This is a genomic window from Brevibacillus sedimenti (assembly GCF_020923495.1).
GTDB classification, from domain to species: Bacteria; Bacillota; Bacilli; order Brevibacillales; family Brevibacillaceae; genus Brevibacillus; species Brevibacillus aydinogluensis.
Genome location: NZ_CP064048.1, coordinates 1,877,501 through 1,898,462 on the forward strand (window position 1 = coordinate 1,877,501; position 20,962 = coordinate 1,898,462).

15 protein-coding genes, 13 tRNA genes and 1 rRNA gene (1 of these 29 only partly in view) are annotated in these 20,962 nt (G+C 55.2%); 26 read left to right on the forward strand and 3 right to left on the reverse strand.

All coding sequences use genetic code 11. The features are described from left to right. The 17 genes from IRT44_RS09255 to IRT44_RS09335 all read left to right on the forward strand — a co-directional run. A 23S ribosomal RNA gene (locus IRT44_RS09255) occupies window positions 1-1,200 on the forward strand (it extends 1,729 nt beyond the left edge of the window). A gap of 57 nt (window positions 1,201-1,257) precedes the next feature. Continuing rightward, a tRNA-Asn gene (locus IRT44_RS09260) sits at window positions 1,258-1,333 on the forward strand. A gap of 7 nt (window positions 1,334-1,340) precedes the next feature. Further along, a tRNA-Ser gene (locus tag IRT44_RS09265) sits at window positions 1,341-1,433 on the forward strand. Between the two features lie 4 nt (window positions 1,434-1,437). After that, a tRNA-Glu gene (locus tag IRT44_RS09270) sits at window positions 1,438-1,514 on the forward strand. A 72-nt stretch (window positions 1,515-1,586) separates the two neighbouring features. Further along, a tRNA-Val gene (locus tag IRT44_RS09275) sits at window positions 1,587-1,662 on the forward strand. Between the two features lie 21 nt (window positions 1,663-1,683). Then, window positions 1,684-1,760: transfer RNA gene (locus tag IRT44_RS09280), tRNA-Met, on the forward strand. A gap of 5 nt (window positions 1,761-1,765) precedes the next feature. Beyond that, window positions 1,766-1,842 (forward strand) — tRNA-Asp (locus tag IRT44_RS09285). 15 nt (window positions 1,843-1,857) lie between these two features. Next, window positions 1,858-1,933, forward strand: a tRNA-Phe gene (locus tag IRT44_RS09290). A gap of 5 nt (window positions 1,934-1,938) precedes the next feature. Beyond that, a tRNA-Trp gene (locus IRT44_RS09295) sits at window positions 1,939-2,012 on the forward strand. Between the two features lie 7 nt (window positions 2,013-2,019). Then, a tRNA-His gene (locus tag IRT44_RS09300) sits at window positions 2,020-2,095 on the forward strand. Window positions 2,096-2,110: 15 nt separating this feature from the next. Next, window positions 2,111-2,185, forward strand: a tRNA-Gln gene (locus IRT44_RS09305). Window positions 2,186-2,190: 5 nt separating this feature from the next. Further along, window positions 2,191-2,266, forward strand: a tRNA-Gly gene (locus IRT44_RS09310). Between the two features lie 68 nt (window positions 2,267-2,334). Continuing rightward, window positions 2,335-2,409: transfer RNA gene (locus IRT44_RS09315), tRNA-Cys, on the forward strand. Window positions 2,410-2,416: 7 nt separating this feature from the next. Continuing rightward, window positions 2,417-2,499: transfer RNA gene (locus tag IRT44_RS09320), tRNA-Leu, on the forward strand. A gap of 178 nt (window positions 2,500-2,677) precedes the next feature. Then, window positions 2,678-3,379, forward strand: coding sequence for an iron-sulfur cluster repair di-iron protein (gene ric / locus IRT44_RS09325; RefSeq protein WP_171566555.1), 702 nt, complete (start codon window positions 2,678-2,680; stop codon window positions 3,377-3,379). Window positions 3,380-3,437: 58 nt separating this feature from the next. Next, window positions 3,438-4,160, forward strand: a complete 723-nt coding sequence (locus IRT44_RS09330; protein WP_171566556.1) for a YwiC-like family protein — start codon at window positions 3,438-3,440, stop codon at window positions 4,158-4,160. Between the two features lie 146 nt (window positions 4,161-4,306). Beyond that, on the forward strand, window positions 4,307-4,864 hold the full coding sequence (locus IRT44_RS09335; RefSeq protein ID WP_171566557.1) for a hemerythrin domain-containing protein: 558 nt from the start codon (window positions 4,307-4,309) through the stop codon (window positions 4,862-4,864). Window positions 4,865-4,938: 74 nt separating this feature from the next. Here IRT44_RS09335 and IRT44_RS09340 read toward each other — a convergent pair whose 3' ends face one another. Both IRT44_RS09340 and IRT44_RS09345 read right to left on the reverse strand, forming a co-directional pair. Then, a complete protein-coding gene (locus IRT44_RS09340) occupies window positions 4,939-5,328 on the reverse strand; it encodes a DUF488 domain-containing protein (protein ID WP_171566558.1) in 390 nt (129 codons plus the stop codon). Window positions 5,329-5,408: 80 nt separating this feature from the next. Next, entirely contained in the window at window positions 5,409-6,122 is a 714-nt protein-coding gene (locus IRT44_RS09345) for a Crp/Fnr family transcriptional regulator (protein WP_230077808.1), read from the reverse strand. A 329-nt stretch (window positions 6,123-6,451) separates the two neighbouring features. Between IRT44_RS09345 and IRT44_RS09350 the strand changes: the two genes are divergently transcribed. The 6 genes from IRT44_RS09350 to IRT44_RS09375 all read left to right on the forward strand — a co-directional run bounded on the left by IRT44_RS09350 (window position 6,452) and on the right by IRT44_RS09375 (window position 15,056). Then, window positions 6,452-6,802 carry a prenylated flavin chaperone LpdD gene (locus IRT44_RS09350; protein WP_230077809.1) on the forward strand — a complete coding sequence of 117 codons (351 nt, stop codon included), beginning with the start codon at window positions 6,452-6,454 and terminating at the stop codon, window positions 6,800-6,802. Window positions 6,803-7,058: 256 nt separating this feature from the next. Continuing rightward, the gene (locus IRT44_RS09355) at window positions 7,059-10,745 is read left to right on the forward strand and encodes a nitrate reductase subunit alpha (RefSeq protein ID WP_230077873.1); all 3,687 of its coding nucleotides are present in this window, start codon (window positions 7,059-7,061) and stop codon (window positions 10,743-10,745) included. Then, window positions 10,735-12,204 (forward strand): nitrate reductase subunit beta, encoded by a 1,470-nt coding sequence (gene narH / locus IRT44_RS09360; protein ID WP_230077810.1) that lies wholly within the window; start codon window positions 10,735-10,737, stop codon window positions 12,202-12,204. Before IRT44_RS09355 ends, narH begins: the two co-directional genes overlap by 11 nt. Before the next feature lie 25 nt (window positions 12,205-12,229). Then, window positions 12,230-12,802: a nitrate reductase molybdenum cofactor assembly chaperone gene (narJ, locus tag IRT44_RS09365; protein ID WP_212133185.1), complete on the forward strand. Its 573-nt coding sequence runs from the start codon at window positions 12,230-12,232 to the stop codon at window positions 12,800-12,802. Between the two features lie 5 nt (window positions 12,803-12,807). Next, on the forward strand, window positions 12,808-13,512 hold the full coding sequence (gene narI / locus IRT44_RS09370; protein WP_171566624.1) for a respiratory nitrate reductase subunit gamma: 705 nt from the start codon (window positions 12,808-12,810) through the stop codon (window positions 13,510-13,512). Between the two features lie 23 nt (window positions 13,513-13,535). Next, window positions 13,536-15,056 (forward strand): nitrate/nitrite transporter, encoded by a 1,521-nt coding sequence (locus tag IRT44_RS09375; RefSeq protein WP_171566563.1) that lies wholly within the window; start codon window positions 13,536-13,538, stop codon window positions 15,054-15,056. 115 nt (window positions 15,057-15,171) lie between these two features. Here the strand turns inward: IRT44_RS09375 and IRT44_RS09380 are convergent, their stop codons facing one another. Next, the gene (locus IRT44_RS09380; protein WP_212133186.1) at window positions 15,172-15,867 is read right to left on the reverse strand and encodes a Crp/Fnr family transcriptional regulator; all 696 of its coding nucleotides are present in this window, start codon (window positions 15,865-15,867) and stop codon (window positions 15,172-15,174) included. Window positions 15,868-16,173: 306 nt separating this feature from the next. Between IRT44_RS09380 and IRT44_RS09385 the strand changes: the two genes are divergently transcribed. The 3 genes from IRT44_RS09385 (at window position 16,174) to glp (ending at window position 20,932) form a co-directional block, all read left to right on the forward strand. Next, window positions 16,174-17,256 carry a TIGR04053 family radical SAM/SPASM domain-containing protein gene (locus IRT44_RS09385; protein ID WP_230077811.1) on the forward strand — a complete coding sequence of 361 codons (1,083 nt, stop codon included), beginning with the start codon at window positions 16,174-16,176 and terminating at the stop codon, window positions 17,254-17,256. A 41-nt stretch (window positions 17,257-17,297) separates the two neighbouring features. Continuing rightward, the gene (locus tag IRT44_RS09390) at window positions 17,298-19,583 is read left to right on the forward strand and encodes a nitric-oxide reductase large subunit (protein WP_230077812.1); all 2,286 of its coding nucleotides are present in this window, start codon (window positions 17,298-17,300) and stop codon (window positions 19,581-19,583) included. Between the two features lie 74 nt (window positions 19,584-19,657). Next, on the forward strand, window positions 19,658-20,932 hold the full coding sequence (gene glp / locus IRT44_RS09395) for a molybdopterin molybdotransferase MoeA (RefSeq protein WP_230077813.1): 1,275 nt from the start codon (window positions 19,658-19,660) through the stop codon (window positions 20,930-20,932). Window positions 20,933-20,962 lie beyond the last annotated feature (30 nt).

Sequence of the window (20,962 nt, forward strand, 5' to 3'; positions counted from 1 at the left end):
CGTAACTTCGGGAGAAGGGGCGCCCCGGTAGGGTTAACAGCCCGAGGGGGCCGCAGTGAAAAGGCCCAAGCGACTGTTTAGCAAAAACACAGGTCTCTGCGAAGCCGCAAGGCGAAGTATAGGGGCTGACGCCTGCCCGGTGCTGGAAGGTTAAGGGGATGAGTTAGCGCAAGCGAAGCTTTGAACCGAAGCCCCAGTAAACGGCGGCCGTAACTATAACGGTCCTAAGGTAGCGAAATTCCTTGTCGGGTAAGTTCCGACCCGCACGAAAGGCGTAACGACTTGGGCGCTGTCTCGGCAAGAGACCCGGTGAAATCATAATACCTGTGAAGATGCAGGTTACCCGCGACAAGACGGAAAGACCCCATGGAGCTTTACTGTAGCCTGATATTGGACTTTGGTACGATCTGTACAGAATAGGTGGGAGCCTGGGAAGCCGGTGCGCCAGCATCGGTGGAGGCGCCGTTGGGATACCACCCTGATCGTATCGGAGTTCTAACCCGCGGCCCTGATCGGGTCGGGGAACAGTGTCAGGTGGGCAGTTTGACTGGGGCGGTCGCCTCCTAAATGGTAACGGAGGCGCCCAAAGGTTCCCTCAGAATGGTCGGAAATCATTCGCAGAGTGTAAAGGCAGAAGGGAGCTTGACTGCGAGACCTACAAGTCGAGCAGGGACGAAAGTCGGGCTTAGTGATCCGGTGGTTCCGCATGGAAGGGCCATCGCTCAACGGATAAAAGCTACCCTGGGGATAACAGGCTTATCTCCCCCAAGAGTCCACATCGACGGGGAGGTTTGGCACCTCGATGTCGGCTCATCGCATCCTGGGGCTGAAGTAGGTCCCAAGGGTTGGGCTGTTCGCCCATTAAAGCGGTACGCGAGCTGGGTTCAGAACGTCGTGAGACAGTTCGGTCCCTATCTGTCGCGGGCGCAGGAAGTTTGAGGAGAGCTGTCCTTAGTACGAGAGGACCGGGATGGACGCACCGCTGGTGCACCAGTTGTTCCGCCAGGAGCACAGCTGGGTAGCTATGTGCGGACGGGATAAGCGCTGAAAGCATCTAAGCGTGAAGCCCCCTCCAAGATGAGACTTCCCACAGCGTCAAGCTGGTAAGACCCCTCAAAGACGATGAGGTTGATAGGTTCGGTGTGGAAGCGCGGCAACGCGTGGAGCTGACGAATACTAATCGGTCGAGGACTTATCCACTCCAATGATCCTTTGCACCATGCATATCCAGTTTTGAAGGCGCGAAGTCTTCAACGTTCCTCGGTAGCTCAGTCGGTAGAGCAATCGGCTGTTAACCGATTGGTCGGGGGTTCGAGTCCCTCCCGAGGAGCCATTATCCCGGATGGATGTCCGAGAGGCCGAAGGAGCACGATTGGAAATCGTGTAGGCGGGGATAACTCGTCTCGTGGGTTCAAATCCCACTCCATCCGCCATCATGGCCCGTTGGTGAAGAGGTTTAACACAGCAGCCTTTCACGCTGTCATTCAGGGGTTCGAATCCCCTACGGGTCACCATCTAAATGAAGTGGACCCTGCAAAGCAAACGTGATATGCTTAATAGCATACAGCGGCTTTGCGGGGTGACGTGGAGGCTTAGCTCAGCTGGGAGAGCATCTGCCTTACAAGCAGAGGGTCGGCGGTTCGATCCCGTCAGCCTCCACCATTACAGTAGAATTGTTATCGTCGCGGGATGGAGCAGTCTGGTAGCTCGTCGGGCTCATAACCCGAAGGTCGCAGGTTCAAATCCTGCTCCCGCAACCAAATCTGGAGCTGTGGTGAAGCTGGAGTTCACGCCGGTCTGTCACACCGGAGGTCGCGGGTTCGAGTCCCGTCAGCTCCGCCATTTTCGTTAAGCGATGGCTCGGTAGCTCAGTTGGTAGAGCAGAGGACTGAAAATCCTCGTGTCGGCGGTTCGATTCCGTCCCGAGCCACCATATACAGGGGCATAGTTTAACGGTAGAACGAAGGTCTCCAAAACCTTTGGTGTGGGTTCGATTCCTACTGCCCCTGCCATTGCGTGGCGGTCGTGGCGAAGTGGCTAACGCATCGGATTGTGGCTCCGACATTCGTGGGTTCGATTCCCATCGATCGCCCCATTTTTAATCTCATATTGGGGCATAGCCAAGCGGTAAGGCAACGGACTTTGACTCCGTCATTCCTAGGTTCGAATCCTAGTGCCCCAGCCATTTATGCGGACGTAGCTCAATTGGTAGAGCGTCGCCTTGCCAAGGCGAAGGTCGCGGGTTCGAGACCCGTCGTCCGCTCCATTTGTCTCCTCGATAGGCTTTGGGCGGAACATGGTCAGCCCATGCCGAATATAAATAAAACAGAACATGGAGGCATAGCCAAGTGGTAAGGCACGGGTCTGCAAAACCCTTATTCCCCGGTTCGAATCCGGGTGCCTCCTCCATAAACGTGCCGGTATGGCGGAATTGGCAGACGCGCGCGACTCAAAATCGTGAGGGAAACCGTGGGGGTTCAAGTCCCTCTACCGGCACCATTACATAACGAAACAGCTCTTAAGATGCGAACCGTATCTTAAGAGCTTTTTTGCGTGCAGCTGAAATGGAACCGTACAAAGCGCGATTTTTGTGATTCGCGTCACATTGCCGAATGTCCGACAGCGGTAAACTGTTAGACAGAAGCATCGCCATTACATTAGACGAGGAGGCCGGAACATGGGTCAGACATTCAACGGTTCCGAAACGATCGGTGACATTGTAGCCGGTTTTCCCGGCGCCAGCAATTTGTTGAGGGAATATCAGATCGATTTTTGTTGCGGCGGCAGCCGCACGTTATCCGCGGTGCTGGAGCAGCAACAGATTGACAAGAGCGCGTTTCTTGCACGTTTGAATCAAATGTTTCAGCAGGCACAGGAGAAACGGGGGCAGGATACAGACTGGCGGGAGGCGAGCCTATCCGATTTGATCGACCATATCGTGCAAACCCATCATGCCTATTTGCTCAAAGAACTGCCGCTGCTCAGTGAATTTACTACCAAAATCCTTCGGGTGCACGGTCAGCTGCATCCGGAGTTGGCCCAACTTCACAAACTGTTCCATCAAATGAAGATGGAGCTGGAGCAGCACCTGATCACGGAAGAGGAAATGGTCTTTCCACTGATTCGTAAAGCTGAACAAACAGGCGCTGAAACAGACATCTCAAAGGCGGCACATACAATTGAGGAGTTGGAAGCCGACCACAGCGCTGTGGGCACACTGTTAAAAGAAATGAGGGCGGTCACGCAAGATTATCGGCTGCCTGAAGGGGCATGCCGGACGTATACCCTGACATTTCAGAAGCTCGAAGAACTGGAATCGGATTTGTTCGAACACATACACCTGGAAAACAATGTGTTATTTCCGCGTGTAAAACGGTAAGATTGCAGATATGGAGGAAAACGTTTGACAAGGCCCAGTGAACCTGGAGGGGGATCGGATGAAAAAGGGATATATACCCAACCAACATGGGGCCTGGGCGATGCTGCTTATTCCGTTTTTATTCGGCATGTTCGCGGCAAAGCCCGTTTGGCTGCATGTGCTGCTTTTTCTCGGCTGGTTTCTCGCCTACTTGTTCTCGTACGCTTTTCTGCAGTGGCTGCGGACGAAAAAGACCACGATCTACCGGAGACCGATGCAGGTATATGGCAGTTTGCTGATTCCAATCGGTTTCCTGCTGCTCGTATTGGACCCGGCACTGGCGCGGTTGGTTCCGTTTTTCATCCCGTTGTTTCTCGTCAATTGTTATTACGCCAGGCGCAATCAGGAAAGGGCCCTTCTCAACGACCTGGCCGCTGTCGTACAGTTCAGCCTGATGGTGTTTGTTGCGTATCAGGCGGGGGGAGGAACCGATTGGAGGCTTGCGGCTGAGCTGTTCGGATTCAGCATCCTGTATTTTACGGGAACGGTTTTTTACGTAAAGACGATGATTCGGGAAAAGCACAATGCGATGTATTACAGATTCTCTGTCATGTACCATCTTGCTCTACTCGTCGCAGGGGCGTTATGGTTCCCTCCCGGGTTGTTGGTGCCGCTGGCCGTTTTGGCTGTTCGGGCCGTCTGGTCACCGCACACGAAACTATCCGTCAAACAGACGGGCATACTTGAGATTGCCTATTCCGTGCTGATTGCCGGTACAGTGTTGGTCGTGTATGTGGCATAAAATGAGCCTTTCCTATGCGCAGGGCTGTTGTGGGGGGCCGGAATCGTGCCGCATATCTGCACCAGTTGCCAACCAGACTAAATCCTGCATGGATACGGTTTTGAGCGTTTCAAATGTGCACATAAAAAACGAAAGGAGCATCTTGTATGGAACAAATGCCTCATCATTGTGGCCACATGATGTCGGAAGGCCGAGCCCAGGTAGCACTGTGCGAACCGCTTGCCCAACTGAAACGCGAGCACGGACCGCTTCGGGAACAAATGGATGCGTTTGCCCGGGAGGCGGCTGAAATCGGCGCGGATCAGGAAACAACGGACTGGACCGCTCAGCTTGCAGCGCTGAAACAAAAAGTGGAAGCCTTTGTGAGAGAACTCGACCCTCATTCGGAACGGGAAGAAGGTGCGCTCTTTCCCCTCATGGCAAAATATATTGGCAGACAGATGGGGCCAATCGCCGTGATGGAATATGAACACGAGTTGGCCAAACAAAACTTGAAGAAATTCCTGGAGGCCGTGGAACAGTTGGAGGGGACGGCGGATGCCGGACGGGCGAAAGAGATTGCTTCCTATGCGCTTCAGGCCCATGCCGTCTTAACCGATCATTTCATGAAAGAAGAAAACGTGCTGTTTCCCATGGCGGAAAACATGTTGAACGCGGAAGAAAAAGCAGAACTCAGCCGTGCGGTTTGCCGTGATTCCATTTGACAAAGCAGGGCAAGTGCCATCCGGGAGTGCATTCCACATGCAGCCATAAGGAAGCCGGTTCAGCACTGTTGGTATCACCCATCCGAATGTAAGCGGCGGTTCAGCCATTGCTGCAGAACAATGGCGTGGTTGTGGACGGGATCTTTTGCGGCATAAACAAGCGTGACGTTTTTTTCAGACGCGAGTTCCCATATCCGATCGACGAGTCTGCACCGGGTCGGATCTTCTGACAATTCCAGTTCGTATCTTCGCGTAAATTCCGCAAATCGCTCCGGTTGATGACAGAACCACTTGCGCAATTCGGGACTCGGAGCGATTTCTTTCATCCATTCATCGAGGGACGCCTGCTCTTTTGAAATGCCGCGCGGCCAGAGCCGGTCGACCAGAATGCGTACGCCGTCTTCCGGAGAGGGCGGTTCGTAAATGCGTTTTAACCTTATAGTTGATCGGTTCGCTGCGTTCATCCGGCAATCAACTCGCACACAGTCAGCATGGTCAACAGTCAGCCTTCTTTCGTGAATTGTGTTGTAAAATGGCAATGTCTTTAGACCCGGCAAATTTCCTTCGGGCAGTTTTCACACTGGCACGTATCACGCAGGTAATCCAAGTCCTGGATGACAATATGCCCATCTTCGTAAGAAATGACACCCGCTTTTTTCAAATCCCCGAGGATGCGGTTCACGCTTTCCCGTGTTGTGCCGATCATATCCGCCAACTCCGAGTTGGTCAACTTATTGGAAATGAGGATGCGCCCGCCTTGTTCGATTCCATATGTATTCCCCAAACGAATAAGCAGCGAACACAGAATTCCCAGTTTGCCGGACAACATCAAATCGCGCAATTTGGATTGCGTCAACCGATTCATCAGTCCGATCCACTTCATGAACTCTACGGCCAGATCGCCATGCTGCAGCAGCAACGCTTCCAAGTCTTGTTGCTGGATGATTCCGACGTCGGCATCCTCAAGAATTTCCGCGCCAAAAAAATGAACAGATTCGCGAAAAGGGTCCACTTGGCCGAAGAGATCTCCTGCCTGATGCGTGTAAATGACCAAGTGTTTGCCGTCATCAGTCGCTTTGGTAATGCGCACCCTTCCTTTATGGAGAAAGTACAGTTTGTCCGCCGGGTCCCCTTCCCAAAATAAATGCGATCCCGCAGGAAAATGGTTGTCGCACATGATTTCCTTCAGTTTGGCAAAATTCCCCTCTGAAAAGCAGGACGTATTCCGAATGCTCCCTGCGAGATCCGCTTTTATCATCGGTGGTTCCCTCCTGTTTCGATAATCCCGATTCACCATATATAAACGGAGCCGCATGTGGTGTGAACAGCATAACACGAAAGGACATAGCAAGACCACATGATGAGGAAATTTCGTCCAAAATACCCAACTCAGTATTCCCCCGTACGTGCTGGTTTGCTTTACGTTTTTCATCATAAAAAAAGGGAGGTGCCGCTATTGTGATCTTGGTCACATATCTGCAACCTTTTTTCAGCGTGTGACCAAGATCATTCGTGATGCGGAACTGCGGTGTTATTATGATGAGTGCAGGACAGGTCAGGACTGAAAGAGAAGAGGCGTCGAGCTTTATGGATAAATCAATTCATTTTGAGACGGTAGAGATTCGCCCGTTCATGATGGGAAGGGACGTGGTCTTCCTGGTTACCGGGGGGACGGCCCACATCGGGGCGTCAGCAACAGCATACGTCACCAATGATCAGGACGTACAAGTTGAGATGTTGGCTCTGCCCGGCCATCGGGAAGGACCGCTCGCTGCCGAACTGGCAGAGACGGCATGCCGCACACTTGGCCGCACCGTCGCTGTATTGGCGGGGATCCATCTGGGTCAACCGTCCCGCCAGGACATTGAAACAGTCGTTGCCGAAGCGAAAAGAAAAATGAGCCAGATGCTTGATCAATGGAACAACGGGCAGAAATGAGGCATGAAAATGACGGCGCATACGCCAACCGCCCGGTGTATGCCGCAAATCGGCGGATGAACGTAGCTGGGGAAAAAGCGGACTTCTTCGTACGGAGGAGTCCGCTTTTTGTCGATTTTTTGAAACCTGGTGTTTATCGGGCGTCCAACGCGGTGATATTGTGATTTTTTTCACATGAAAAGTGAACATGGAATGCTACATTGAGAAGCAACGGGATGAACAAAGCATAGCGCCGCACCTACAACAAGGGAGGTATATCATGGGCAAGAAAACGCCATTGTTTCAGAAACTGAGATACTTCTCCAAACGGGAACAATATTCCGAAGGCTGGAGTGAAATGTCCCCCGAGAACCGGGACTGGGAAGATATGTACCGCAGGCGGTGGCAGCACGACAAGGTCGTACGTTCGACCCATGGCGTGAATTGCACCGGTTCCTGCAGCTGGCAAATATTCGTCAAAGACTGCATTGTCACGTGGGAAACGCAACATACGGACTATCCCTCGACCGGTCCGGACATGCCGGATTTTGAACCGCGCGGATGTCCGAGGGGAGCCAGCTTCTCCTGGTATTTGTACAGCCCGCTGCGCGTCAAGTACCCCTACATACGAGGCGCGCTCCTCGACTTGTGGAAACAAGCGAAAAACAAAGAGAAAGACCCGGTGCGGGCATGGGCCAGCATTGTGGAAGATCCAAAGAAGGCGAAGCGCTATAAATCGGCCCGCGGAAAAGGCGGGTTTGTCCGCGTCTCCTGGGATGAGGTGACGGAAATCATCTCGGCGTCGATGATCCATACGATCAAAAAGTACGGACCGGATCGGATCATCGGGTTTTCGCCGATTCCGGCGATGTCCATGGTCAGCTATGCGGCTGGCTCCCGCTTCCTTTCGCTCATAGGTGCACCGCTGCTCAGCTTCTACGACTGGTACGCCGATTTGCCGCCGGCATCGCCGCAAATTTGGGGAGATCAGACGGATGTTCCGGAAAGCAGCGATTGGTTCAATTCCGGCTATATTCTCGTATGGGGGTCCAATCTGCCGATGACCCGGACGCCGGACGCCCATTTTCTTGCTGAGGCCCGCTATCGCGGCACGAAAGTCGTCTCCATCAGTCCCGATTATGCGGAGTTCGTCAAATTGGCCGATACGTGGATGTCGGTCAAGCCCGGGACGGACGGTGCGCTCGCCATGGCGATGGGGCACGTGATCCTGAAGGAATTTTATGTCGAGAATCAGACTGATTATTTTCTGCAGTATGCCAAACAATATACGGATTTCCCCAACCTGGTGCTGCTTACGGAAAACAACGGCGCGTATACGGCCGACCGTTTCCTGCTGGCGGAGGACCTGGGAGCTGCGGGAAACAACGTTCAATGGAAAACGGTGGTGTACGACGACAACAGCGGGTCTTTCGCCGTTCCCAACGGCAGCCTCGGTTTCCGCTGGGGCGAAGAGGGCCGATGGAATTTACGCATGGAAGACGCGAACGGAACCGCGATCGACCCGCGCATTTCCCTGCTGGGTGTCCATGATGAAGTGCTGACGATTCAGCTCCCGTATTTTGACGACGACGGCCGGCACGTGATGGAGCGAGCCGTACCGGTCAAGCGAATTGAACAGGGCGGCAAAACGCTGTTCGTGACGTCCGTCTGCGACCTCGTGCTGGCCAAGTACGGGATCGACCGGAACCTGGGGGACTCGTGCCCGAAGAGCTACGATGACGACCAACCGTTCACGCCGGCCTGGCAGGAGAAAATTACGGGCGTGGACCGCCATACTGTCGTGCAAATCGCCCGCGAGTTTGCGCAAAACGCGGTGGAGACGAAGGGACGGTCGATGATTATTTTGGGCGCCGGGATTAACCATTGGTACAATTCCGACGTCATCTACCGGGCGATTATCAACCTCGTGCTGATGACCGGCTGTCAGGGCGTCAACGGCGGTGGCTGGGCGCACTACGTCGGCCAGGAGAAGCTGCGCCCCGCGGAAGGCTGGCAGACGATCGCCTTTGCCAGGGACTGGTCCTTGCCGCCGCGTCTGCAAAACGGGACGTCCTTTTTCTACTTCGCGACCGACCAATGGCGCTATGAAGATACTCAGATCGAGAGTCTGGTGTCACCGCTGGCGGGGAAAGCCAGATACGAGCACAGCGCCGACTATAACGTGCTGGCAGTAAGGCTTGGTTGGCTGCCATCCTATCCCCAGTTCAGCCGCAATTCGCTGGAACTGTACCGGGATGCAGAGCGAGCGGGTGCCCGCACCAGGGAAGAGATCGCCGCTTATGTCGCCGAACAGCTGAAAAATCGAACCTTGAAGTTTTCCATCGAGAATCCGGATGACCCGGCTAATTTTCCGCGTGTCCTGTTTGTATGGAGAGCCAACCTGATTTCCAGTTCCGGCAAAGGGCACGAATATTTTCTCAAACATTTGCTGGGCACCTCAAACGGGCTGCTGAACGAGGACAACATCGGGCTGCGTCCCCAGGAAATCGAGTGGAAGGAGAATGCGCCGGAAGGCAAACTGGATTTGCTCGTCAACCTTGATTTCCGGATGGCTGGCACGGCGCTGTATTCGGACATCGTGCTGCCTGCCGCGACCTGGTATGAGAAGAGCGATTTGAGCAGCACCGACATGCATCCGTTTATTCATCCGTTCAATCCGGCCGTGTCCCCCCAATGGGAATCGCGTTCGGACTGGGAGACGTTCAAGGAACTGGCGCGCGCTTTTTCGACGATGGCCGCCCGGCAGTTCGACGGGCCGCAAAACGATATCGTCACCACGCCGCTCCTTCACGATTCGCCGGATGAACTGGCGCAGCCGTACGGGCTCGTGCGTGATTGGAGCAAGGGACAATGCGAGCCGGTTCCGGGGAAAACGATGCCGCACGTTCACGTCGTCGAGCGGGATTATGCGTCCGTGTACGAAAAAATGATCTCCCTCGGCCCGCTGGTAGAAAACAAACCGTTTGGCATAAAAGGCATTGTCTGGTCCGCGTCGGACGAATACGACCGATTAAAGCGCGTGCTTGGCGTCCGGAGAGGAAACGGGGTTGCGACGGGATGTCCCGATTTGAGTACGGACCGGAATGTGGCCGAGGCCATTCTCACGCTTTCTTCGACCGCAAACGGAAAAATGGCGGTCAAGGCATGGGAAGCGCTGGAGAAGAAAACGGCGCTGCACCTGAAAGATTTGGCGGAAGAACGGGAGGAAGAATGTTTCACGTTTGAGGAGATCACCGCAAGGCCGAAAACGGTCATCACCTCCCCCGCGTTCAGCGGTTCGGAAAAAGGCGGACGCCGCTATTCGCCGTTCACCACCAATGTGGAGCGGCTTATTCCGTGGCGAACGTTAACCGGGAGACAGCAGTTTTACATCGACCATGAAATGCTGCGCGAATTCGGCGAGACATTGGCGACATTCAAGCCGACCCTCAAACATGCGCCGTTTCATCCAAACAGCAAGCGGCCGGTCAAGGACGGCAAGGAAATTGTCCTGAACTACCTGACGCCGCATAACAAATGGTCTGTTCACAGCATGTACTACGACGCGCTGCCGATGCTGACGCTGTTCCGCGGGGGGCCGACGATCTGGTTGAACCACGAGGATGCGACCGAAACGCAGATCGCCGACAACGACTGGATCGAATGCTTCAACCGCAACGGCGTCGTCGTGGCCCGCGCCGTCGTGACACATCGCATTCCACGCGGGATGGCGTTCATGTACCATGCTCAGGACCGCCATATCCACGTTCCGGGAACGCCGATTACAGAGACCCGCGGCGGTACGCACAACAGCCCGACCCGCGTCCATGTCAAGCCGACGCATATGATCGGCGGTTACGCCCAACTCAGTTACGGGTTCAACTATTACGGACCAACAGGCAACCAACGGGATTTGAACGTCATCATCCGGAAATTGCAGGAGGTGGATTGGCTTGAACATTAAAGCGCAGGTCGGCATGGTGATGAATCTGGACAAATGCATCGGCTGCCACACGTGCAGCGTCACGTGCAAAAACACGTGGACAAACCGCTCCGGGGCAGAATACATGTACTGGAACAACGTGGAGACGAAGCCGGGCATCGGATATCCCAAACAGTGGGAAGATCAGGAACGGTACAACGGCGGATGGGAATTGAAGAACGGCAAGCTGGAACTGAAATCGGGAACACGGGCAGCGCGACTGCTGAACATTTTTCACAACCCCGACCAGCCGACCCTGGACGACTATTTCGAGCCGTGGACCTATGATTACGAAAAATTGACCGCCAGTCCCGAACAAAAGCATCAACCGGTGGCCAGGGCGAAATCGAAAGTGACCGTGAAATATATGGATTTGACATGGGGACCAAACTGGGAGGATGACCTGGCCGGAGTGAATGAGACAGGACGAGAGGACCCAAATCTGCGGGGGATCGAGGAATCGATCCTCATGGAGTTCGAGCAGGTGTTCATGATGTACCTGCCGCGAATCTGCGAGCACTGCATCAATCCGGCCTGCGTCTCGTCCTGCCCGTCCGGGGCGATGTACAAGCGGGAGGAGGACGGCATCGTTCTCGTCGACCAGAATGCCTGCAGAGCGTGGCGGTTCTGCGTATCGAGCTGCCCGTACAAAAAGGTGTACTTCAACTGGCAGACGAACAAGGCGGAAAAATGCACGCTGTGCTTCCCGCGGATTGAGGCCGGGATGCCGACGATCTGCTCGGAAACCTGCGTCGGCCGCATCCGCTATCTCGGCTTGATGTTCTACGACGCGGACAAAGTGAAGGAAGCCGCGTCGGTGGCGGATGAAAAAAATCTCTACAAATCCCAGTTGGGCATTTTCCTCGATCCGCACGACCCGGATGTGATCAGGGAAGCGCGGAGGGCAGGCATCCCGGAAGATTGGATTTTGGCGGCGCAAAGATCGCCGATCTATAAAATGGTCATGGACTGGGGCATCGCACTGCCGCTGCACCCGGAATACCGGACGCTGCCGATGGTGTGGTACGTGCCGCCGCTCAGCCCGATCATGAACCGAATCGAAGGGATAGGAAGCGAACGCGATCCATACGATATTTTTCCGGCGATCGACGGGATGCGGATTCCGCTTGAATATTTGGCCAACCTGCTCACTGCAGGTGACGTCGAGGTGATTCGAAACGTTTTGCGCAAGATGGCGGTGATGCGCATGTATATGCGGAACCAGCAGACCCAGAGAGCGACTGATCCGGCACTGCTGAGCGAAATCGGGATGGATGAGCAGACCGTCGAGGATATGTATCGTCTGCTGGCAATCGCCAAGTACGATGACCGTTTTGTCATCCCGCCGGCGCATCGCGAACAGGTGGCCGATCTGTTCCATGAGCAGGGCGGATGCGGACTGAGTTTTGCTGGCGGTCCCGGCTCGTGCGGCGTATTTTGATTTGATTGGAGAGGAGACGGCTCGTATGGATATCGGAACATCACAGCGCGTGTGCGGCCTGCTGTCGCGGCTGCTGGAGTATCCGAGCAGCGAGTGGCGGCAGCATCTGCCTGCGGCCCGCGAGATGGCGGCAGAGATCGCGGCTGCCGACGCGGAGGCGGCCAGACACATCGAAGCATTCCTGAATGCAGCCGAATCGGCAGGCGAGATCGCATGGCAGGAGCAATATGTGCGCACCTTTGATTTCGGCAGAACGACGAATTTGTATCTGACGTATGAGCAGCACGGAGAGGAACGGGAGCGGGGCGCGGCGCTGCTGGCATGGAAGCGCCGCTACGCCGAAGCCGGCTTCATCCTGGAGGACGGCGAGCTGGCTGATTACTTGCCGCTTGTACTGGAGTTTGCGGCATCGGCATCCTGGTCGGCGGCGCAGGAGGTGCTGGCCTGGAGCCGGCCTGCGCTGCACTCGATCCGGCTTTCGCTGGCAGAAGCGGGGAGTCCGTATACAGGACTGTTTGAGCTGCTGCTGCAGATTGTCCCCGAGGCGCCTGCGGAGCTTGCAGCGGAACCGACGCTGACAGGGAGGGGAGACAATTGAGCAAGATGGAGCTGTTCGTATGGGGTGTCTTGCCCTATATCATTGCGGCGATCTTTATCACGGCGATCATCTGGCGTTATGTGACGGATCCGTTCGGCTGGACATCCAAGTCCAGCGAGGTGCTGGAGAAGCGGATTCTGCGATGGGGCAGCCTGTTTTTCCATTATGGCCTCATCGCCGTGTTCTGCGGCCACATCGCCGGATTGCTCGTTCCCGTCTCCGTGTACCGCTCTTTGGGGATCAGCGACGAGGCGTATCACCTGGTTGCGATCGTCGGCGGCTTGCCGGCGGGCATCATTACGTTCATCGGCGTGCTGATCCTGCTGTACCGCCGGTTCGCCGTCGCCCGCATCCGGCTGACGAGCAGCGCCGGCGACAAGATCGCGCTCGTGGTGCTGGCGATCGTCATTCTCAGCGGCCTCGCGGCAACGGCGGCAAATGCGGTAAGCCACTCCGGCTTTGATTACCGGACGACGATCAATCCATGGCTGCGCGGCTTGTTCGTCTTCCAGCCGGACCCCGAACTGATGCGGACGGTGCCGCTTGGCTTCAAGATTCATATTTTGACCACGTTTGTGCTCTATCTCGTCATGCCGTTCACGCGCCTTGTACATGTGTTCAGCTTGCCGCTCGGGTATTTGCGGCGCAGCTACGTGCTGTATCGGCGCAGAGGTGAAGCGGGGGCCGAAGCCGCGCTTTATGACCGGTAGAACAGGAAGGAGGCCATGGAAAGATGGGGAGCAAGGGAGCTTATCAACTGCCGCTGCAGACGATCAGCCTCGTCGTTGGTTTCATGGTGTGGGTGATTTTGTCGTCACTGATGCCTTTCATTAAGGAAGAAATCGCATTGACCAGCGCCCAGCTGGCCTGGGTGACGGCTATACCGGTCTTGTTCGGGTCAGTCCTGCGCATTCCCGTCGGGTACTGGACGAACCGTTATGGGGCCCGCAAGCTGTTCATGATCAGCTTCGTGCTGCTGCTCGCCCCCGTGTACTGGATCAGCCGGGCTGATTCGTTTGCCGACCTCGTCATTGGCGGCATCCTGCTCGGGATCGGCGGCGCGGTGTTCTCGGTTGGTGTCACCTCGCTGCCCAAATACTTTCCCAAGGAACGGCACGGCTTCGTCAACGGCATCTACGGCATCGGCAATCTGGGAACGGCGATCTCGTCGTTTGGCGCACCGGTCGTCGCCAGCTATATTGGCTGGTCCAACACGGTGATGAGCTACGGTATTCTGCTGCTGGCAATGGCTGGCCTCAACTTCGTGCTTGGCGACCGGCAGGAGACGCCGGTCAAGACGCCGCTTGGCCAGCAGATCAAGGATGTCTCGCGCAATGAGAAGCTGTGGCTGCTCTGCCTGTTCTATTTCTTAACGTTCGGTTCGTTTGTCGCTTTTACCGTGTATTTGCCCAACTTTTTGGTGAGCCATTTTCAATTGACCAAAGTCGATGCGGGGATGAGGACAGCCGGATTTATCGTGCTGGCGACGGCGATGAGGCCGGTAGGGGGCTGGCTTGGTGACCGGTTCAATCCGTTCAAAATTCTCATGCTCGTCTTTGCCGGGATGACGGTGGCCGCCGTGCTGCTGTCGTTCTCGCCGTCGATGCATTTGTATACGGTCGGCTGCCTGACCGTGGCGTTGTGCGCGGGCATTGGCAACGGCACGATTTTCAAGCTGGTGCCGCTCTATTTCACCAAGCAGGCCGGGATCGCCAACGGGATGATCTCGGCGATGGGCGGGCTGGGAGGCTTTTTCCCGCCGCTGATCTTGACGACGCTGTACAGCATGACGGGGCATTATGCCATCGGGTTTATGGCGCTTTCGCAGGTGGCGCTGGCCAGTCTGATTCTGGTGATCTGGCTGTTTTATCAGGAAAAGCTGCACCTGGCGGCCAACATTCTGGAGAACACAGTGGAAGCGATTGTGGTGACCGATACTGACGGCATCATTCGTTCCGTCAATCCGGCGTTTACGGCTGTAACCGGCTACAGCGCGGAGGAAGCGATCGGGCGGAAGCCGAGCATCCTGAAATCGGGCAAGCAGGACAAAAGCTTCTACGAGGCGTTGTGGCGCTCCTTGCGGGAGAAAGGACACTGGCAGGGGCAAATTTGGAACAAGCGCAAAAACGGAGAGATCTATCTGGAGTGGCTGACCATCTCGGCCATCCGAAACGACGCCGGCGAAGTCAAATACTACGCGGGCATGTTCAGCGACATCGGCAAGGCAGGCGAACCGACCGGCAACACAGGATAGACCCGCGGTTCGGTGGATCACTGTGCAGGCCTTTCACCCCGTCTTCAGTCTGAAGCCCCGAAACCATCGCGTTTCGGGGCTTTTCTGGTCCTGGGCGGCCAGGAGCGTCTGGAGGCTACTTCAGCTCTTTTTGCCGCTTCAGCGCCTCCAGGTCCATAATTACGATGCGATTGCGCTCGAACTTCAACAGCGATTCCTTGCTGAACTGATTCAGCAGCCGATTGACGCTTTCCCGGGTGGTGCCGATCGAGCTGGCAATCTCCTGGTGAGTCATCGGCAGGTTGATCGTAATGCTGTTTCCGTTTACTTCTCCATGCTGTTCTGCGAGCTTCAGCAGGAATGACAGCACACGATGTTTGACGTGCTGTCCGGACAGCGATTGCAGCTTTTCTTGCAGTTCCACGATTTTATCCCCCATGACGCGCATCATCTTGACGGCAATCGATGGAGTGTTCAGCATCAAGCGTTCGAACAAACGGACGGGAATCGCCACCAGATGCGTATCAATGATCGCTTCCGCCGTCGCCGGGTACGGATTCTGATTGAAAAAGCCGGTGTGCGGAAACATGTCCACAGGTTTTAACAATGAGACAATTTGCTCGTGCCCGTTTTCGTCCGTTTTAAAGGTTTTTACCAATCCTTCTTGGATAAAGTAGACGGCTTCCTTCTCGCTTCCTTCCGAAAAAATGACGGACTTTTTGGGAATAAAGCGGGATATCGCGATTTCTGCTACCCGTTCCATTTCTTGATCGCTCAGATCATGGAACATGGGGACCTGCCTGAGAAACGCGGACATCACTTGCTTTTGCATCGCATTCTTTCCTCCATCAGCGTTGTATTTCGGGCAGTAACACTCGCCTTATTCCGCACCCGCCTTATTCTATATTTTACCTGAAATGGGGATGTCCCGACCTAAAGGCACCCTGCAGAATTCTACAGAATCATGAACGTTTGCCGCCGGATATTTCGTCACCAGCGGCCGGATTCAAGCCGTTTGTTGCAAACTGTGAAAAAGTGTTGAACAGTTCGGGAGATGTGATGGGCCTCACGTTTCGGCGTTTTATTTTGCCTTAGGATAAAACTGTCGCCGGCGTATTTTGGGAAGAGGAGGGAGTGTATGTTGCCTCCAGGGAAAGAAAGGGATTATCACGAGAATCCGTTTATCGTCATCTGGGAAGTGACCCGCGCCTGCGCGTTGAAATGCCTGCACTGCAGGGCGGAAGCACAGTATAAAGCGGATCCGCGGCAGCTTACCTTCGAGGAAGGGATCAAGTTGATCGACGACATTGCCGAGATGGACAGTCCGCTCGTTGTGTTTACGGGCGGTGATCCGTTAATGCGTCCCGATCTGTTCGATCTCGCCCGATACGCCATCCAGGAAAAGAAGCTGTCCGTTTCGATGACGCCGAGCGCTACGCCAAAAGTGACGCGGGAGGCGATACGGAAAGCAAAGGAAGTGGGATTGTCGCGTTGGGCTTTCAGCCTGGACGGCTCGTGTGCGGACATTCACGATCACTTTCGCGGAACAAAGGGTTCCTACGAACGCACTATGAGGGGCATTCACTATTTAAAGGAACTGAACATTCCGATTCAGGTGAACACCACCGTGTCAACGTATAACCTGCACGATCTTGAGGCCATTGCAGAAAAAGTCAGGGACATGGATGCCGTGCTGTGGAGCGTCTTTTTCCTCGTGCCGACGGGGCGCGGGATGATACAAGACATGATCACGCCGGAACAGCACGAAGAGGTGATGAAATGGCTCGTGCACGTTCAACAAAGGATGCCGTACGGGGTGAAAACGACGGAAGCACCCCATTACCGGAGGGTGTTATTGCAGGAAACCGGCCGTCTCGGCATGGTTGCGGCCGAGGCCGGGACAAAACGGAAAGATGTGCTCGGCCGCGCCCCGAAAGGCGTGAATGACGGCGACGGCTTTGTGTTTATCAGCCATATCGGAGAGGTGTATCCAAGCGGATTTCTTCCGTTGGTATGCGGTAATGTCAGGGAACGTCCGCTCGCCGATATTTACCGGCATTCACCGATCATGAAGCAATTGCGCGACAAGTCGCTGTTAAAAGGGAAATGCGGCGTTTGCGAGTTTAAACAAGTTTGCGGCGGTTCGAGGGCCCGGGCCTATGCAGTCACCGGGGATTATTTGGCCAGCGACCCGTATTGCGCCTACGTGCCAAAAGGGTAGGATGCCTGTGAGCAAGACACGTGTGATGGAGGTGAATGAACATGCAATATAAAAAACTGTGGATTGTACTTGCGCTCGTGTTTGCCGCGTCTTTTGCGGTCCTTCTGTATTACGGCGGGGAAATTTATCAGGAGATGCCGCCTGTTCCGGACCGTGTCGTGACGAATACCGGAAAAGTCGTATTCACCGGAGACGATATCCGCGAAGGGCAAAACATATGGCAGCGCATGGGCGGCCAGGAGGTCGGCAGCATATGGGGACACGGGTCTTATGTGGCTCCGGACTGGACGGCGGACTGGCTGCATCGCGAACTGACGTGGATTCTCGACAAATGGGCGAACGACAGGTACCAAACGGATTACAGCAAGCTCTCCGATGTGCAGCAGGCGGAATTGAAAACATTGTTGAAACAGGAAATACGGACAAATACCTATCATCGCGAAACAAATGAAATCGTTGTTTCCGAAACGAGAGCGGAGGCGATCCGGGAGGTAAGCGCTTATTACGACAAAGTATTCGGCGACGACCCGGAGATGGCCAAATACCGCAAGCAAATCGCCATACCCCCCAATACGGTCGCCAGCGCTGAAGACCGCGCGAAACTGTCGGCGTTCTTCTTCTGGACGTCCTGGTCTGCGTCCACCAACCGCGAAGGGATGGACATCACCTACACGAACAACTGGCCGGGCGAGCCGTTGATCGACAATGTGCCGACGCGCTCTTCGCTGATTTGGTCGATCGTGAGCGTGATTTTGCTGATCGCCGGCGTGGGCGCATTGGCCTGGTATTTTGCGGTATTGCGAGGAAAAGAAGGGCATTCAGAAGCGACGGCTCCCGAAAAAGACCCGCTCATCGCGATTCAGCCGACACCGTCCATGAAAGCGACGTACAAATATTTCGGGGTCGTGACCGCACTGATCGTCGTGCAGGTGGGATTGGGCATCATTACTGCGCATTACGCGGTGGAAGGCGACGGCTTGTACGGCATTCCCCTCGCCGATTGGCTGCCTTACTCCGTCACGCGGACATGGCACCAGCAGCTGGCAGTCTTCTGGATTGCGACGGCGTGGCTTGCGACCGGTCTGTACATCGGGCCGGCGATGTCCGGATACGAACCGAAATACCAGCGTCTCGGCGTCAACTTTTTGTTCTTCTGTTTGTTGGTGATTGTCGTTGGCTCCATGGCCGGGGAATGGGCGGCCGTCAAAGGATATATCAGCAATCTGACCCACAATTTTTACTTCGGGCACCAGGGCTACGAATATGTCGATCTGGGAAGGGCATGGCAAATTTTCCTGACGGTCGGGTTGTTCCTGTGGTTTTATCTAATGGCGCGCTCGATTTGGCCGGCGCTGAAGAAAAAGAGTGAAAACCGCCATTTGCTGACCTTGTTTCTGCTTGCGTCGGTCGCCATTCCGGTGTTTTACATTCCCGGTTTGATGTGGGGACAACACACGCATCTGTCGATATCGACGTACTGGCGCTGGTGGATCGTCCACCTTTGGGTGGAAGGCTTTTTCGAGGTGTTCGCCGCGGTCGTCATTGCCTTCCTCTTCTTGCGGATGGGATTGGTTCGAGCGGCAACAACGACTGCATCTGTTCTCTTCTCGACGATCATCTTTCTCTTTGGGGGAATTATCGGCACGTTCCACCATCTGTATTTTTCCGGCACACCGGTAGGGGTATTGGCGTTTGGCGCAGTGTTCAGCGCTCTGGAAGTCGTTCCACTGCTGCTGATCGGCTTTGAAGCGTATGAAAATGTGAAGCACGGGAGAGCGAAGCCGTGGGTGGAGCGGTACAAATGGCCAATTGCCTTTTTTGTCGCCGTTTCGTTCTGGAACCTGCTGGGCGCCGGCATCTTCGGCTTCCTGATCAATCCGCCGATCGCCCTGTACTACATGCAGGGGCTGAATACGACACCGCTGCACGGCCATTCGGCGTTTTTCGGGGTGTACGGGATGCTCGGCATCGGGCTGATGCTGTTTTGCCTGCGCGGGTTGACCGGACAAAGACCATGGAAGACCAAATTGCTCCGCTTTTCGTTCTGGTCGCTAAACATCGGACTGCTCCTCATGGGCGTAACGAGCCTGCTGCCGGTGGGCATCCTGCAAACGCTGGCCAGCATGGAACACGGTATGTGGTACGCGCGTTCGGCTGAATTTCTGCAGCAAAATGTCATTCAAAACCTGGTGTGGTTCCGAGCCGTGGGCGATACGATATTCGCCTTGGGGATCGTCGGTCTGGCCTGGTTTGTCATCGGTTTGAAGACGGGAAAATCGTTCGTGTCTGATACGACTCACGCCGCTCAAAACAACATGCATATATAGCGAAACCGACTGGACGCGGCGGAATGGATAGCCGCCGGTCCAGTTCTGCGGTATGACACGATATGGAGGAGAAGATGAAGATCGAGCAAAAACAACGGCAAGACCGGTTTCGCAGACATGCCGTACAGGTAAAGGAAGCACAGAAGATGATCGAGCCGTATATTGCTCCTCTGGATACAGAATTGGTTTGTCTTGAACAGGCTTACGGCAGGTATTTGGCGGAAGACATCGCTGCGGCACACCCGCTGCCGCATTTCCGCCGGTCCGGCATGGACGGATTTTCCGTTCGCACGGACGACATCCGGGACGCCTCATCTGAAAAGCCCGTTTGTCTGAAGGTGATCGAAAACGTTCCATGCGGTTTTGTTCCGCAAAAACGCTTGGAGCCGGGAACGGCTGCCAGGACGATGACCGGAGCGATGGTGTCAGAGGGGGCAGATGCGGTAATCCGGTTGGAAATGACGCGAGAATTTGAGATCGACGGGGAATCGTATCTTTCTGTAACGAGACCCATACAGCCGGGCGCCAATGTGTCGGAAGTCGGTTCGGAGCTGCATGAAGGAGCGGTGGTAGTAACGCGCGGACGTACCATTCGTTCCGGCGAAATGGCAATCCTGGCGGAATACGGGTATCACCAGGTGCAGGTGTTCCGCTCCCCTGTTGTCGCCATCTTTTCTACCGGTGCGGAATTGCTGCGAGTGGATGAGCCTGTACAACCGGGAAAAATTCGCAACAGCAATGCGCACATGCTGGCGGGATTGGTCAGACAAGCGGGAGGCGTGCCTCGATGGCTCGGGCAAATCGGCGATGACGTGGAGGAAGCCCGCATAAAGATGACGGAAGCTGTAAACACCGCAGACCTCGTGATCAGCACGGGCGGCGTATCCGTGGGCGATTATGATGTGTTAGCCGACCTGTTTCTTCAGTGGGAAGGGAAAACGTTATTCAACAAAGTGGCGATGAGGCCGGGAAGCCCGACTACTGCAGGCGTTCTTGACGGCAAAATCTGCATCGCCCTGTCTGGAAATCCGGGAGCGTGCTTTGTCGGCTTTCATCTGTTTGTACGGCCGGTGCTGCTGGGAATGCAGGGGTGCGGCGAAACACAATTGCCTGAATTTGCGGCTATACTGTCGGAGACGTATGCGAAACCCGATGCGTACACGCGGTATGTGAGAGGCCGGACTGTCGTTTCCGATGACGGTCACGTGTATGTAGAACCGGTTGGACAGGACAAATCCAGCGTCATGAGCTCGATTAAAGATTCCGATTGCCTGATTTGCATTCCTCCCGGGAAAGGTGGTGCGACAAAAGGCAGCCTGGTTACCGCCTTGCGCCTGCCGAACTGCTGAAACAGATGGACGATCAAAAACGGCGGCCAT

What these genes read in the sequence shown, in the direction of transcription:
- IRT44_RS09375 (WP_171566563.1), top strand. Translation starts at nt 13,536, where the DNA reads ATGGGGAGCAAGGGAGCTTATCAACTGCCGCTGCAGACGATCAGCCTC.
- narI (WP_171566624.1), top strand. Translation starts at nt 12,808, where the DNA reads ATGGAGCTGTTCGTATGGGGTGTCTTGCCCTATATCATTGCGGCGATC.
- glp (WP_230077813.1), top strand. Translation starts at nt 19,658, where the DNA reads ATGAAGATCGAGCAAAAACAACGGCAAGACCGGTTTCGCAGACATGCC.
- IRT44_RS09350 (WP_230077809.1), top strand. Translation starts at nt 6,452, where the DNA reads ATGGATAAATCAATTCATTTTGAGACGGTAGAGATTCGCCCGTTCATG.
- IRT44_RS09385 (WP_230077811.1), top strand. Translation starts at nt 16,174, where the DNA reads ATGTTGCCTCCAGGGAAAGAAAGGGATTATCACGAGAATCCGTTTATC.
- IRT44_RS09330 (WP_171566556.1), top strand. Translation starts at nt 3,438, where the DNA reads ATGAAAAAGGGATATATACCCAACCAACATGGGGCCTGGGCGATGCTG.
- IRT44_RS09340 (WP_171566558.1), bottom strand. Translation starts at nt 5,328, where the DNA reads ATGAACGCAGCGAACCGATCAACTATAAGGTTAAAACGCATTTACGAA.
- IRT44_RS09380 (WP_212133186.1), bottom strand. Translation starts at nt 15,867, where the DNA reads ATGCAAAAGCAAGTGATGTCCGCGTTTCTCAGGCAGGTCCCCATGTTC.
- narJ (WP_212133185.1), top strand. Translation starts at nt 12,230, where the DNA reads ATGGATATCGGAACATCACAGCGCGTGTGCGGCCTGCTGTCGCGGCTG.
- IRT44_RS09345 (WP_230077808.1), bottom strand. Translation starts at nt 6,122, where the DNA reads ATGATAAAAGCGGATCTCGCAGGGAGCATTCGGAATACGTCCTGCTTT.
- IRT44_RS09335 (WP_171566557.1), top strand. Translation starts at nt 4,307, where the DNA reads ATGGAACAAATGCCTCATCATTGTGGCCACATGATGTCGGAAGGCCGA.
- ric (WP_171566555.1), top strand. Translation starts at nt 2,678, where the DNA reads ATGGGTCAGACATTCAACGGTTCCGAAACGATCGGTGACATTGTAGCC.
- IRT44_RS09390 (WP_230077812.1), top strand. Translation starts at nt 17,298, where the DNA reads ATGCAATATAAAAAACTGTGGATTGTACTTGCGCTCGTGTTTGCCGCG.